This is a genomic window from Schleiferilactobacillus perolens DSM 12744 (assembly GCF_001435585.1).
Lineage (GTDB): Bacteria > Bacillota > Bacilli > Lactobacillales > Lactobacillaceae > Schleiferilactobacillus > Schleiferilactobacillus perolens.
Genome location: NZ_AZEC01000004.1, coordinates 209,113 through 222,316, shown reverse-complemented (window position 1 = coordinate 222,316; position 13,204 = coordinate 209,113). Strand labels below are relative to the sequence as shown.

The following is a 13,204-nucleotide window of genomic DNA, read 5'->3' as shown; positions in this document are numbered from 1 at the left end:
CTTTCTTAAAAATCAATTTCTGGTTTTGCAATCCGCTGCATCAAAGCATCGATGCTCTCTTGTAAAGGCCGATCCCGATACAAAACTTGATAAATTGTATCACAAATGGGCATATCGACATGCATCTGGGCGCTCAAGGTATGCACCGCCTGGGCAGTGGGGACACCTTCTACAACCATCCCCATCGTGGCCAAAATGTGTTCCAGCGGTTCGCCGCGCCCCAAGCGATCGCCGCACCGCCAGTTTCGAGAATTCGTACTGGTACATGTCACGATTAAATCGCCTAAACCGGACAACCCGCTGAATGTCAAAGGATCGGCACCGAATTGCACACCGAGCCGGGCCATTTCCGCCAAGCCGCGGGTCATCAACGCTGCCTTCGTATTGTCACCATAGCCAAGACCATGAATTGCTCCAGCACCAATGGCGATGACATTCTTAATCGCACCACCTAATTCCACACCGGTGACATCCGTACTGGTATAAATCCGCATATAATCGTTCATCACGATCCATTGCACCCAGGCGGCGGCATCTTCATTCTCCGATGCGGCAGTCAGCGTTGTTATATCATGCTTCGCTACATCTTCTGCATGACTGGGACCCGACAGAATCACCACATCGCCACGCACTGGCTGGGGAATGGATTGGGTTAGAATCTGGGAAATACGGTCCAACGTTCCCTCTTCCAGACCTTTGGCTGCTGAAATGAGAAACGGCCGATTGCCTGTTTCGCTGAGGAGCGCACCAACTTTTTCTGCCACCGGCCGAATGGCTTGCGTAGGGATCACGAAGAAGATCGCAGCCGCTCCCTGAACAGCCTCGCGCAGATCGGTGGTCCCGACAATACTTTCATCCATCTGCAAGTTGGGAATGTAGTGCGAGTTGGTATGATCGCGATTGATTTCGGCAATCTCTTGCGCGTTACGGCCATAAATCGTAATGGCGTGACCATTGCGCGCCAACACATCTGCCAATACACTGCCCCACGAGCCGGAACCCAGGACAGTCATCCGTAACTGGTGTTTAACGTTCATAAGGATATTTCAACCCACTTCCATCAAGATACCAGGGATTATTAGGCTTGGCCCGTCGCCGGTAGATAATTAACCCCACTGCGACCACAAACAAAATGGCAGAAAGCAACTGGGAAACCCGAATCGGTCCAAATAAATACAGACTGTCCGTCCGGGTCCCCTCAATCCAAAACCGAGCAAAGGAATACCAGGCAATATAGGATAATGCCACTTCACCCTGTTTAAACAAATGCGTCCGGTGCCGCAGACTGAGGAGCAAAATGACACCGAGAAAACTCCACGTCGACTCATAGAGAAAGTCCGGTTGCCGATACAAGCCATTGATGTACATCTGATTAATAATAAAATTTGGTAAATGGATGCCCTCTAAAAATGCACGGGTGGTGGTGGCGCCAAACGCTTCCTGGTTCATGAAATTGCCCCACCGACCAATGGCTTGCGCTAACAGCACAGTGGGCGCGATAATATCCAATACCAGCCAGGTCGGCAGCATCCGATAATAGCAATAAACCAGCAACACCGCCAGACCCGCAATGATCCCACCATAAATGGCTAAGCCGCCATGCCAAATGGCAAAAATTTCACCGAAATTATTGGCATAATACGACCAGCGAAAGATCACATAATAAAGACGCGCCCCGATTACGCCAATGGGCAACATCCATAAGAGCAAATCGACAATGTCGTCTGGCGAGATTTGACGGCGATCTGCCTCCCGCATCGAGAGAATCACGGCGAGCACCACACCCGTGGCAATTAACACGCCATACCATTTGATTTGCAGTGGTCCCAAGCGCAAGGCGACAGGATCCAAGGCAGCAAGTAAAGACATTGGTTCATCTGCTTTCTTTTCGGAATTTACTGAGCATCTGGTTCATCAGAGTTCTGTTTGATCAAAGCATTCAAGTTGTGTTCAAAAACTTTGGTGGCATCATAACCCATGGATTGCGCCCGGAAATTCATTGCGGCCGATTCAATAATAATCGCCAAATTCCGGCCAACTTTCACAGGAATCGTAATCTTAGGGACTTGCACATCAAAAATTTGTTGCGATTGTTCATTGGTGCCGATACGGTCGTAGTTCTTATCTGGTGACCAGTTTTCCAAATGCACGATGAGTGAAACTTCGGCAGAATCGCGCACTGCGCCGGCGCCAAAGAGGTTCATGACATCAATAATACCAATCCCACGAATTTCCAACAAATGCCGCAAGATCTGCGGGGCAGCGCCCACGATTGTTTTTTCATCACGCTGATAGACATCGACCCGGTCATCCGCGATGAGCCGGTGACCACGTTTGATTAAATCTAGGGCAGTTTCACTCTTACCGACACCAGAGTCCCCAGTGATGAGCACCCCTAAACCATAGATGTCCACCAGGACACCGTGCATGGACCGACGCTCGGCTAATTCTTCTTCCAGAAACTCGGTCACCACACTGGACAAGCGAGAAGTCGGCGACTTTGATCCGAGGACAGGAATCTTAGCGCGGTTCCCTTCCTGGATCATTTCCGCGGGTGGTTGATACCCTCGGGAGACTAAGAATGCCGGCGTGTCTGGTTGGGCCATCCGCCGTAAGACAACGGACAGTTCTTCATCGGTCATTCCCTTGGAAAAGGAAATTTCTGTCTTACCAAATAATTGGATCCGATTACTGGGATAATAGCGAAAATATCCGGTTAATTCGAGCCCCGGGCGAGAAATATCGCTCACGCTGATGGTTCTATTGGCTAGAAATTCTTTACCAGAAAACACGGTTAAATTGGCCTCTTGGACTAACTTGGCCACGGACACTGTGTTTGCCATGATCAAACCTCCACTCTATACACATCGTAAATCATACCATAATTACAGAGGGTGTAGGCCACCGGTTAGGGATGTTGAGCTAAGTGGCCGTCGGATAAAAATCCCGCACTTAGGATTTTTGTATGACGGTCCTTAGATCACACATCCCTGGTGGCCGAAACCCGTTTAGAGGGCAGAGCGACCCGGTTAGGCCCCGACCGCTAAGAACGGCCTAGGCATAAATCCCCCGGTCTTGGGGATTTTGACCAGGACGGGCTTAGCGCGAGGGGCCTGGGTCGCTCTGCCCGTTTCCGCGGAGTGCGCCGTATGCCCAGCCGTGCCAAAGCTGCGCAATCTACGGCTGAAATGGGTGGCGACGCGCAGCTAGTGCGTAGCCGCAGGCGAAGCTAGCTGTTCCCACAGCTGAGCCTATTTCAGCCTCCGATTGCTCCGCATTCGCACTGTCTCCATGAAAATCAAGACTTTCAATACCAAGCGAGTGGATAACACGCATAACAAAAAAGAGTCCCCGCCAAACTTCGACAGGAACTCTCTTCATCGTCACTCGTTAAAAATCATCCCAGTTGTCATCCTGGTGTGTCTTGTCGTTTTGCGGACGGTCATCTTCATGTACTTCGCGGCGTGGTCGTTGGTGACGGCTGGAAGCGTATGGGGTGCCCGCAAAGTTCGTGGGGCGGCTGGGTCGTTGCGGCTTGACCAACCAACGATAAAGCAGATAAATCACAATGAGTGGGAACAAGAACTTGATCAGCCCAAATACCATTGCGATTAATCCGATCCCCAGGGCAAAGAACACGACCAGAAAGACTGGAATGAGGATCAAAAGTACCAATAAAGTAATCATTTAAAAGTCACTCCAATTGTCATCATTCGATTTGCCAGAATTTTGAGTCGCATCATTCGGTTCGCTGGGACGACTAGCCTCGCGAGGCGGGTTAGGCATCACCATGTCCAGGATAATGTACAACAGCAAGGCCGACCCAAAACTTGGGAAGAGTAAGATGATGTACAAAACCCGTAACAGCGTGCTGTCCCAGCCGAAATATTCTGCGACGCCGCCTATCACACCGTCAACTTTGCGGTCTGTCCGTGACTTCGTTAATTTTTTCGGTTTATTTTGTCGCTCGTTCATAATGTCGTCCCTTTCGATCCAAACCTTAGTCGTTATCTTTCAACATAATTGCTCCAGCGCCCGCAGTCAGTTCCAATTCAGCCACATCGCCAGCCGCACTGGACCGGCTTAAGTTTAAGCGTTGGCCCACTGTCCCGCGCACAGGCTGCTCGCTTAAATTGCTTAGGCGGGAACGGACGGCACCGACTTTACTCTGAGCATTCCCAGTCAGGCCCAAATCCTTAGGCACAGACACCTTGATTGCCCCACTGGTAGAATTAGCCACTAACTTGTGCAAATCGGTATCGGGTGCGGTCACTCGAATCGTACCATTCACTGTCGACAATTCTGCACTGTGGAACGGTGCTTTCGTGGTGAGCGTACCATTCATGGTCTGCGCAATTAATTCTTCTACCTTGCCGCTGGTATATGTCATACTACCATTAATATCTTCTACGTTCAGCAACTGTAACGTCACATTTTCGAACGTGCCGGCGCCATTGGTTAATTTAGCGTAGAAATCCTGGCCCGAAAAACCGTCAACAGACAAGTTGCCGTTCAACACCTTGACAGAAGTATGATCGTAAACCCGTTTAGGCAGGTAAACATCAATATCGGCCCGGATTCGCTTGTTAGGCACAGCGAAGACAATGTGCTCGTTAGTCACATCGACTTGGCTGCGAGCCATTAATGCAGCCAGCGGGGTCGGTTCATCAAAGTGCCCGTAAATCTTGAAGTTGCCCCGGATGGACACATTGTCGTTGATGGACGGCTGAATGTGGATATCCCCATTGGCGATCCGCAACTCAACAGCCGGTGCATCAATGTGATCAAACAAGAATTCGTGGTCAAATGTGGCACTGACCACACCGGGCACCTTGATCTTAACATCTTTCCAATCGACGTTGTCAGTAACTCCCGTCACGGCATCCCGGACAGCCCGACCCACTTGAGTTCCCAGACTGCCCATCCGCCGACCTAAGTCAGAGAATGTTTGGGACATGTCATTGGCCCAATCTTCGCCGCTGAATTGTTCCTTGGTATCTTGCCACGCTTCGGCTTGTAAATTTTCCACAACTTGTTTCTGTTGGCCCACTGCTTCTTGCAGCTCGTCAACATCTTCCTTCATCGTCACCAGGTTGGCTTGTAATTTGGACCGTTCTTCCGCCTTCGCAGCAGACAAGTCTTCCAAGTCCTCTAAGGTGTCCAGCACTGTGATTTGTTCTTCAGCGGCTCGAATTTGACGCTGCTTTTCTTGCAGCTTCTGTTCCAACTCAGCCAACTTGCTGTGGGCCTCTTGCAGCTTAGCGTCATTTTCGGCGCTGGCTTTAGCCTGTTCAGCATTTTCTTGTGCAGCCTGTTCAGTGGCCTCTGTATCCTCTTCTGGTGCACTCTCTTTATTTTCAGTAGCGTGATCACCAGTTGACTTTGCCAGATTTTCCAGCAACACCAGTGCTTCTTCAGAACTGATCACACCGTCTTTGACTAATTGCATAATGCGTTCGCGTTCATTCATTGTAAATGCCCTCCATATCCACGTGATGGCTTACTTGATTACATTTTCATTATGCCAAGGAACCTGGCTTCGTGCATAGGTCCAAAGGTGGATATTTACATCATTACTTTGGTACAAAAAACGGGCCGGCAACCGCCGACCCGTTCTTCAACACAATTTGACGCCGAAACGCCCTTTAGAAATCGTCTTCCTTGGCATTGGAATTCAATTCAACGATTTTACCTGTTTGCAAGTAAACAATCCACTCGCAAATGTTCGTAACATAATCACCGATCCGCTCCAGATAGCTGCTGACGAACAGATAGTCCATACTCCCTGGAATCGTCGCTGGATCCTTTTGCATCGTTTCCAAACATGTTTCATAGATCAAATCAGAATAATGATTGATACCATGATCTTCCAGAGCAATCTTCAAAGCCCTTTTATCATCACTCTTGACATAGGCATCCAACACTTCAGTTACCATTTCCTTGACCAAAGCAGCCATGGATGCGATGTCTTGTTCGACCTTGGGTACCCGGGTCGTACCCTTCACCCGAATCGTGGACTTACTAATGGAAACGGCGTGGTCCCCCATCCGTTCCAAATCTGAACTCGCCTTCATGACAGTGACAATCGTCCGTAGATCGGTCGTCACCGGTTGCTGCAAGGCAATCAGTTCAAAACTTCGCTTCTCTAAATCCACTTCCCGTTCATTGATCAAATGATCGTGACTGATCACATCGCGGGCAAGTTCCTTATCATGATTGATGAACGCTTTCACTGACTTGTAGATGGCCTCATTGACCATCATCCCCATCTCGGAGAAACGGACATGTAAATCGTTTAGTTCATCTTCAAAAACACGGCGCACGCTTGCCACCTCTTTCCTTTTTCCCTACTAACCAAACCGGCCGCTGATATAATCTTCTGTCTCTTTCTTCTGCGGATTCAAGAAGATCGTCTTAGTATCATTATACTCAATCAGATGGCCTTGCAAGAAGAAAGCGGTCCGATCAGAGATACGCGACGCTTGGGCCATGTTGTGAGTCACTAATATGATAGTATAGTTCTTTTTCAACTCGACGAGCATATTTTCGATCTGACTGCTGGAAATGGGATCCAACGCAGAAGTTGGTTCATCCAACAAGATCACATCGGGCTTCACGGCTAATACGCGAGCAATACATACCCGCTGTTGCTGCCCCCCGGAAAGTGCCATGGCACTCTGATGCAATTTGTCCTTCAACTCATCCCAAATTGCAGCCTGACGCAATGCTGTTTCCACCGCCTCATCTAACCGGCCGCGGTCTTTAACGCCCGCAATCCGCAAACCATAAGTGACGTTGTCATAAATTGAAAACGGAAACGGATTTGGTTGCTGAAACACCATCCCGACTTCTTTGCGCAACCGGACGGTGTCCATATTGGAAGCGTAGATATCTTGACCTTTCAAATCGACTTTACCTTTAATGGTCACATTCGGAATCAAATCGTTCATTCGGTTCAATGTCCGCAGATAAGTGGATTTACCGCAGCCACTGGGACCGATCAAGGCCGTGATTTCGTTCTCCTTGAAAGACATGGAAATACCTTTCAAAGCTTCATTGCTGCCATAAAACAAATGTACATCTTCGGTATCAATGATCGGCGGTTGGGTTGTTGTCCCTGCTGCCTGCTCTGTTGGTTTTGTCATTGCCATTGCCATACGCTCACCTCATCCAAAATGTCCAGATACATAATCCTCAGTCGCCTTAATTTTCGGGGCGGTGAAGATTTTTTTCGTTTCATTAAATTCCAATACGTGGCCGAGATGGAAAAACGCGGTGTAGTCACTGATCCGCGCCGCTTGCTGCATATTGTGGGTCACGATAATGATGGTGTAGTTATCCCGCAGCCGCAACAGCGTTTCTTCCACGGTTGAGGTCGAAATGGGATCCAGTGCACTGGCCGGTTCATCCAATAACAGAATGTCCGGCTTCATCGCAATCGACCGAGCAATACATAGGCGCTGAGCTTGTCCACCTGAAAGGGCGAGCGCACTTTGATGCAGATCGTCTTTGACTTGATCCCATAACGCTGCTTCTTTCAGCGTGGTTTCCACCAGTTCATCCAGCTTAGCTTTATCTTTCAAGCCGTGTCGTTTAGGCGCGAAGGTGATATTATCATAAATCGACTTAGCAAACGGGTTGGGCCGCTGAAACACCATCCCGATGTGCTTGCGCATCTCATAAGTGTCAATACCGTCACCGTTGATATCCAAATCTCGATACATGATCTTGCCAGTCACTCTGGCACTGGCAATGTTATCATTCATCCGGTTCAACGACCGTAAATACGTCGATTTGCCGGAACCAGAAGCCCCAATCAGGGCCGTGATCTTAAAACGTTCAAAAGGCAGCGACGCATCAAAAATCGCCTGCTTATCCCCGTAATAGACATTCAAATCTTCCGTTGAGATCGCAATCTCATGGGTCTTTGGATCCAGGGGCAAGAAATATGTGTCATCATATGAATAGTTTTGCATTATGCCCCTCCTTTATAAACCAGTAGACCGTTTGTAGACTTTGTTACCGATCAACCGGGCCAAGATATTGAACAGCAGCACGGCAATGATCAACACCGCTGAAGCGCCAGCCGATACGGCCGTAGCGTCGGGAATGATCCCTTCCGAGTTGATCTTCCAAATGTGTACTGCCAATGTTTCCGCGGGCCGCATCGGATTCAACGGTGACGCAATATAGAACGGATTCCAATTGGTGAAATCCAATGCTGGAGCGCTTTGTCCCGCGGTATAAATCAACGCGGCGGCTTCTCCGAATACCCGGCCGGCGGATAGAATCATCCCAGTGATAATACCCGGTAAAGCTTCTGGCAAAACCACATGAATGACGGTTTCCCAGCGGGATAAGCCCAGAGACAGGCCCGCCTCACGTTGCGTAAAGGCAACCGACCGCAATGAGTCTTCAACGTTTCGGGTCAACAACGGCAGGTTGAACACCGTCAATGCCAGCGCCCCAGAAAGAATAGAGAAACCAAAGCCTGCTTGTACGGCGAAAACCAGGAAGCCAAATAATCCAACTACGACAGAGGGCAGGGATGATAAGACTTCGATCGATGTCCGCACAATATTCGTTAAGCGATTGGGCTTAGCATACTCGGATAAGTAAATCCCGGCCCAAATTGAAATCGGCGTAGAAATTAACATGGAAAGAAATAACAAGTAAAAGGAGTTAAAGAGCTGCACTCCGATACCGCCACCCTTTTGGAAGCTCTCGGCGGGGGCAGTCAAGAAATGCCAGCTAATATGCGGGACCCCATTGAACAAAATATAAAAGAGTAACAGGGCCAAAATCAGCACGATGATGCCCGACATCACATATAGCACCGCTGTGGCAATTTTATCGGCACGTTTGGCGTTCATTAGTGCAAGGCTCCTTTCTTACTGATCCGGTGAACCAAGATATTGAAGAGCAAGGACATTAGTAACAGGAGTAAAGCCAACGACCACAACGCATTATTGGATACACTGCCCATAACGGAATTACCCATACCCATGGTCAGGATACTGGTCAAGGTTGACGCCGGAGATACCAGATTCTGGGGCAACAATGTCGCATTCCCGATGACCATTTGGACGGCCAGGGCCTCACCAAACGCCCGGGACATACCAAAAATCACGGCGGTCATAATACCCGGTACCGCCGCCCGCAGCACCACTTTATAAATGGTCTGCCAGCGTGTTGCTCCCAATGCTAAGGACGCTTCCCGATAATATCGGGGCACTGCGCGAAGGGCATCGACACTCATTGACGTGGCCGTGGGTAAAATCATCACGAACAACACCAGCGTACCGGCTAAGATACCAAAACCGGTACCACCGAAATGATTCCGGATAAACGGTACGACCACGGATAAACCGACGAAGCCGTAAACGACTGACGGGATCCCCACTAATAACTCAATGACGGGCTGTAAAATCTTGTATCCCCGCCGGGGAGAAATCTCCACCATGTAGATTGCCGCCGCGATGGCAAACGGAGTTGCGACAATGGCGGATAACACCGTCACTGCGAAAGAACCCACGATCATCGGCAACGCACCAATCAACGGATGACCGCCCTTATCAGTCGCTCCGGGATTCCACTGACTCTTCGTAAAGAAATCAATGATACTACCCTTATTCACCGTAAAGGTGGCGATACCACGCGTCGCCACAAACAGGAATATAGAAACCACAACGACCACGATCAAAATAATGGCCGAGTAGCTCAATATTTTCCCGTGCTTTTCTCGCTTCGATGCTTTCGATTCCTTCAGTAAACTCTCCCGAATTTTATCCTCTGCCATTAAGACTGCCCCGCTCTCTCACGGACGTGACCGGCCAGATCACGCTCGACTTTCATTTCGTTTACTGCGATGTACCCCAGCTTCTTAACAATCTCCTGCTGGACTGTATCGCTCAGCACATAATCGACAAACCGTTTTGCTAAGCCTTTCGCTGGACCTTTGGTATACATATGTTCATAGGACCAAATGACCCACTTGTTGGTTTGCACATTCGCGTCTGTCGGAGCCACGCCATCCACACTGATGGTTTTCACTGTCTTATCCACATAGGGAAAAGCCACATAGCTAATCGCTCCCGGAGTAGATGATACGATTTGCCGGACCATCCCGGTGGAGTCTTGCTCCTGTGCTGATTTGGTCGGCGTCTTCGCCATGACCCACCGTTCGAAAGTAACCCGGGTACCAGAACCGCTGGCCCGGTTCACAATCACGATGGGCACATCGGGACCGCCGAGTTGCCGCCAATTTGTGTAACGACCAGAAAAAATCCCGCGGAGCTGGACCATCGTCAAGTTTTTGATCGGAATATCTTTGTTTACGATGGGGGTCACTCCCACAACCGCCACCCGATGATCAACTAACTTCTTGGCATCAATTCCGCTTTTTTCCTCTGCATAGAGATCGGAGTTGCCGATATCAACAGCGCCGCTTTGGATCTGACTCAAGCCAGTTCCGGAGCCGCCGCCCTGCACATTAACGAACTCGCCTGCATGGTCTTTGCTGTATCGCTCGCCAGCTGCTTCCACCAACGGTTGCAGCGCAGACGAACCGACTGCTGTAATAGCCGCCCCTTGTTGTTTGCAACCCGTTAAGAAAAACAAGCCGGCCAATAATAGCAGCCAGAATTTATTATGTTTCACTGGGCATTCCTCAATTCACCAATAAGTCTCATATTAATAATACTGGCGTCATGTAATAATTTGACCTGGGCTTTGTAAATTTCTTGTAAAGAAGCGTGACAATATTTAGTTTTCATACCTTTTTTCCTCCCCTCACCAACCAAACGGTAGCATCTTTCAGCAATCTTTGTCCATTGCACTGCTCACCAATCAAAAAAGTCCGCGTGGGTTGATCTGATCACTCAGAGTCAATCCATCTCGGGCTTCTTATCCGGCACTGAGACCCGGTTTACTCAAACCGATTACTTGGTGTCCGCTGTTGTTTGGTTATTGGCAATTTCTTTGGCTGGCTTCCGAGGTAAAGTGACCGTGAAGGTCGTGCCCACTGCGACTTGGCTGTGTAAAATGATTTCACCGCCAGCCCGTTGAACAATGGCTTGGACGATCGACAGACCTAACCCAGTTCCTCCGTTGCGCCGTGAACGCATCTTATCGACGCGGTAGAAGCGTTCAAAGACCCGCTGCTGGTCGTCCTCGGGGATACCAATACCAGTATCAGCAACCACCAAGCGGAAGTTTTTGTCACTCAATCCATATTCGACACGAATTTCGCCACCATGATGATTATAAATGACGGCATTCGTTAACAAATTCTTGATAATATCATCAAACTCAGCCGGATCAAAGACAAAGGTCGTATCCGTATCACCCTTAATCTGTACACTGAGATCGCGTTCAATGATGCGCGGCCGCAACATAGTCAACACCCGGCCGATCTCTGAATTGACTTGGATTTTTTGCGGATGAATGGGATGCGGATTGGCAAACCGGGCCACGGAAATGGTGTCGGTGACCAAATCATTCAACCGATTGGATTCCTGTAAAATAATCTGTAAAAACTTATCCAAAGACTGTGGATCATTCTTGGCACCACTGAGAAGTGTTTCTGCAAAACCGGCAATGGATGTAATCGGGGTTTTCAATTCGTGGGACACATTCCCTACGAAGTCCAATTGCATTTGTTCTGCAGCGCGAATCAAGGCGAGATCGTAAAGCACGACTACCACCTGGCCGCTTTCTTCATCGCCAATCCAAATGGCATAGGCATCCACTGGCCGTTCATTATTTTGCACGAGTTTCACTTCAGCGTGATGGGTCCGATGATTGGCCTCAGTATGTTCGATCAAGTGGCTCAATCCAAACGTCTTCACATCATCCAAATAAGAATGCGGCGTAGGGTCAATGGGGACGTTCAATAAAGTCTCCATCACCTCATTGGCCATTTGCACATTATCGTCTGGATTAATCACCATCACCCCCACGGGCAAGTGGTTAATGAGCCGATCAAAGTCGGCTTGTTTCTGGTCCGCTTGCGCATGCAGCTGATGCGTCAGCTGATTCACCTGATTAGCCTGTTGATAAAAAGCTTGCCACTCAGGGTCATCATCGGCCAGCATTAATTCTGGGGCTTTGAGATGCTGAATCTGGTTCATGTATGTCGCAGCCTCGGCGACTTGCTGCTCATACCGGCGTAAACGATAATCCCGCAGACTGCTGAGCAAGATAAAGACTACCCAAAACGCCCCGATCATCCCCCAGTAGATCCATGGTGCGGCCACCGCCAGCGGTTGTTGTAATCCTAACATCCCTGGCCAATTATTCATCCAGGCTAATAGTCCAATAAACAGCACCACGGCGCAGAAAAGCCGGATACCAAGTGCGCGCCATCTCATTCTGACATCTCCGATTCTGGTTTCGTGAGCTTATAACCAAATCCCCGAACCGTTTGTAAATAAACAGGCTCCTTGGGATTGGGTTCGATTTTGTCCCGTAAATGCGATATCTGCATGTCCACGGTCCGCGTTTCAGTAGGGTAATCCACACCCCAGACAGCGTCTAAGATGTGTTCTCGTGAAATAACCCGATTGGGCCGCTTGACCAAGTAAGCCAGCACATCGAATTCCTTTGGCGTCAATGTCAGCGGCTCACCGCGCAACGATGCCTGCAAGCCGTCCACGTCCACAGTCAACGGGCCAAAGGTAATCACCTCGGCCGCCGTTTTTTCACTGGGATCCTGGATACGCCGCAGGACCGCATGGATACGGGCCAACAATTCTTTGACGCTGAAAGGCTTCGTGACATAATCATCGGCGCCCAACTCTAATCCTACAATTTTATCCGTTTCACTATCTTTCGCCGTCAGCATAATAATCGGTGTGGCAATCTTTTCCTGACGCAATGTTTTAGTTACGGTGAGCCCATCTTTGCCCGGTAACATTAAGTCTAGCAAAATGAGATCATAATTTGTGGTTTGCGCCATCTGTAACGCGCCATCCCCATCCTCAGCGGTATCCACTTGGAAACCCTCTTGGGTCAAATTATATTCGATCAGCGTCCGAATTGTTGATTCATCGTCCACCACCAGAATTCGTGTGGCCATCATGTATCCCTCCTAAAATCAAAGCGCGGCAATACGCATGTGTTTAATGCACTTTGAGTATATCAGAAAAAAACGCGATTTTTGAAACTCACTGAAAAAAGTGAGAACAAAAATCGCGCTTTTCAA

General features: G+C 49.1%; 15 protein-coding genes. All 15 read right to left on the bottom strand.

Annotated elements, in window-relative coordinates; genetic code table 11:
• Nucleotides 1-5 precede the first annotated feature (5 nt).
• The 15 genes from FD09_RS06290 to FD09_RS06225 all read right to left on the bottom strand — a co-directional run bounded on the left by FD09_RS06290 (nucleotide 6) and on the right by FD09_RS06225 (nucleotide 13,078).
• On the bottom strand, nucleotides 6-1,037 hold the full coding sequence (locus FD09_RS06290) for an NAD(P)H-dependent glycerol-3-phosphate dehydrogenase (RefSeq protein WP_057819461.1): 1,032 nt from the start codon (nucleotides 1,035-1,037) through the stop codon (nucleotides 6-8).
• Nucleotides 1,027-1,869: a prolipoprotein diacylglyceryl transferase gene (gene lgt, locus FD09_RS06285; RefSeq protein WP_057819460.1), complete on the bottom strand. Its 843-nt coding sequence runs from the start codon at nucleotides 1,867-1,869 to the stop codon at nucleotides 1,027-1,029. The genes FD09_RS06290 and lgt overlap by 11 nt, the downstream gene beginning before the upstream one ends.
• Before the next feature lie 26 nt (nucleotides 1,870-1,895).
• The gene (gene hprK, locus FD09_RS06280) at nucleotides 1,896-2,843 is read right to left on the bottom strand and encodes an HPr(Ser) kinase/phosphatase (protein ID WP_057819458.1); all 948 of its coding nucleotides are present in this window, start codon (nucleotides 2,841-2,843) and stop codon (nucleotides 1,896-1,898) included.
• 547 nt (nucleotides 2,844-3,390) lie between these two features.
• A complete protein-coding gene (locus tag FD09_RS06275; RefSeq protein ID WP_057819456.1) occupies nucleotides 3,391-3,687 on the bottom strand; it encodes a hypothetical protein in 297 nt (98 codons plus the stop codon).
• On the bottom strand, nucleotides 3,688-3,975 hold the full coding sequence (locus FD09_RS06270) for a PspC domain-containing protein (protein ID WP_083487606.1): 288 nt from the start codon (nucleotides 3,973-3,975) through the stop codon (nucleotides 3,688-3,690). It abuts the gene before it with no gap.
• A 25-nt stretch (nucleotides 3,976-4,000) separates the two neighbouring features.
• Nucleotides 4,001-5,470 carry a daptomycin-sensing surface protein LiaX gene (gene liaX / locus FD09_RS06265; protein ID WP_057819454.1) on the bottom strand — a complete coding sequence of 490 codons (1,470 nt, stop codon included), beginning with the start codon at nucleotides 5,468-5,470 and terminating at the stop codon, nucleotides 4,001-4,003.
• Nucleotides 5,471-5,645: 175 nt separating this feature from the next.
• Nucleotides 5,646-6,323, bottom strand: coding sequence for a phosphate signaling complex protein PhoU (phoU, locus tag FD09_RS06260; RefSeq protein WP_057819452.1), 678 nt, complete (start codon nucleotides 6,321-6,323; stop codon nucleotides 5,646-5,648).
• A 27-nt stretch (nucleotides 6,324-6,350) separates the two neighbouring features.
• On the bottom strand, nucleotides 6,351-7,145 hold the full coding sequence (gene pstB / locus FD09_RS06255) for a phosphate ABC transporter ATP-binding protein PstB (protein ID WP_057819614.1): 795 nt from the start codon (nucleotides 7,143-7,145) through the stop codon (nucleotides 6,351-6,353).
• 21 nt (nucleotides 7,146-7,166) lie between these two features.
• On the bottom strand, nucleotides 7,167-7,976 hold the full coding sequence (gene pstB, locus FD09_RS06250; protein WP_057819450.1) for a phosphate ABC transporter ATP-binding protein PstB: 810 nt from the start codon (nucleotides 7,974-7,976) through the stop codon (nucleotides 7,167-7,169).
• Nucleotides 7,977-7,988: 12 nt separating this feature from the next.
• Entirely contained in the window at nucleotides 7,989-8,873 is an 885-nt protein-coding gene (gene pstA, locus FD09_RS06245; protein ID WP_057819448.1) for a phosphate ABC transporter permease PstA, read from the bottom strand.
• Nucleotides 8,873-9,799: a phosphate ABC transporter permease subunit PstC gene (pstC, locus tag FD09_RS06240; protein WP_057819446.1), complete on the bottom strand. Its 927-nt coding sequence runs from the start codon at nucleotides 9,797-9,799 to the stop codon at nucleotides 8,873-8,875. The genes pstA and pstC overlap by 1 nt, the downstream gene beginning before the upstream one ends.
• Nucleotides 9,799-10,659 (bottom strand): phosphate ABC transporter substrate-binding protein PstS family protein, encoded by an 861-nt coding sequence (locus tag FD09_RS06235; RefSeq protein WP_057819445.1) that lies wholly within the window; start codon nucleotides 10,657-10,659, stop codon nucleotides 9,799-9,801. Before FD09_RS06235 ends, pstC begins: the two co-directional genes overlap by 1 nt.
• Entirely contained in the window at nucleotides 10,656-10,838 is a 183-nt protein-coding gene (locus FD09_RS16670; RefSeq protein WP_157053703.1) for a hypothetical protein, read from the bottom strand. The genes FD09_RS06235 and FD09_RS16670 overlap by 4 nt, the downstream gene beginning before the upstream one ends.
• A 102-nt stretch (nucleotides 10,839-10,940) precedes the next feature.
• Nucleotides 10,941-12,371 carry a sensor histidine kinase gene (locus tag FD09_RS06230; RefSeq protein WP_057819443.1) on the bottom strand — a complete coding sequence of 477 codons (1,431 nt, stop codon included), beginning with the start codon at nucleotides 12,369-12,371 and terminating at the stop codon, nucleotides 10,941-10,943.
• Nucleotides 12,368-13,078 (bottom strand): response regulator transcription factor, encoded by a 711-nt coding sequence (locus FD09_RS06225; RefSeq protein WP_057819441.1) that lies wholly within the window; start codon nucleotides 13,076-13,078, stop codon nucleotides 12,368-12,370. Before FD09_RS06225 ends, FD09_RS06230 begins: the two co-directional genes overlap by 4 nt.
• Between the last annotated feature and the right edge of the window lie 126 nt (nucleotides 13,079-13,204).

What these genes read in the sequence shown, in the direction of transcription:
- FD09_RS06290 (WP_057819461.1), bottom strand. Translation starts at nt 1,037, where the DNA reads ATGAACGTTAAACACCAGTTACGGATGACTGTCCTGGGTTCCGGCTCG.
- lgt (WP_057819460.1), bottom strand. Translation starts at nt 1,869, where the DNA reads ATGTCTTTACTTGCTGCCTTGGATCCTGTCGCCTTGCGCTTGGGACCA.
- hprK (WP_057819458.1), bottom strand. Translation starts at nt 2,843, where the DNA reads ATGGCAAACACAGTGTCCGTGGCCAAGTTAGTCCAAGAGGCCAATTTA.
- FD09_RS06275 (WP_057819456.1), bottom strand. Translation starts at nt 3,687, where the DNA reads ATGATTACTTTATTGGTACTTTTGATCCTCATTCCAGTCTTTCTGGTC.
- FD09_RS06270 (WP_083487606.1), bottom strand. Translation starts at nt 3,975, where the DNA reads ATGAACGAGCGACAAAATAAACCGAAAAAATTAACGAAGTCACGGACA.
- liaX (WP_057819454.1), bottom strand. Translation starts at nt 5,470, where the DNA reads ATGAATGAACGCGAACGCATTATGCAATTAGTCAAAGACGGTGTGATC.
- pstB (WP_057819614.1), bottom strand. Translation starts at nt 7,145, where the DNA reads ATGACAAAACCAACAGAGCAGGCAGCAGGGACAACAACCCAACCGCCG.
- pstB (WP_057819450.1), bottom strand. Translation starts at nt 7,976, where the DNA reads ATGCAAAACTATTCATATGATGACACATATTTCTTGCCCCTGGATCCA.
- pstA (WP_057819448.1), bottom strand. Translation starts at nt 8,873, where the DNA reads ATGAACGCCAAACGTGCCGATAAAATTGCCACAGCGGTGCTATATGTG.
- pstC (WP_057819446.1), bottom strand. Translation starts at nt 9,799, where the DNA reads ATGGCAGAGGATAAAATTCGGGAGAGTTTACTGAAGGAATCGAAAGCA.
- FD09_RS06230 (WP_057819443.1), bottom strand. Translation starts at nt 12,371, where the DNA reads ATGAGATGGCGCGCACTTGGTATCCGGCTTTTCTGCGCCGTGGTGCTG.
- FD09_RS06225 (WP_057819441.1), bottom strand. Translation starts at nt 13,078, where the DNA reads ATGGCCACACGAATTCTGGTGGTGGACGATGAATCAACAATTCGGACG.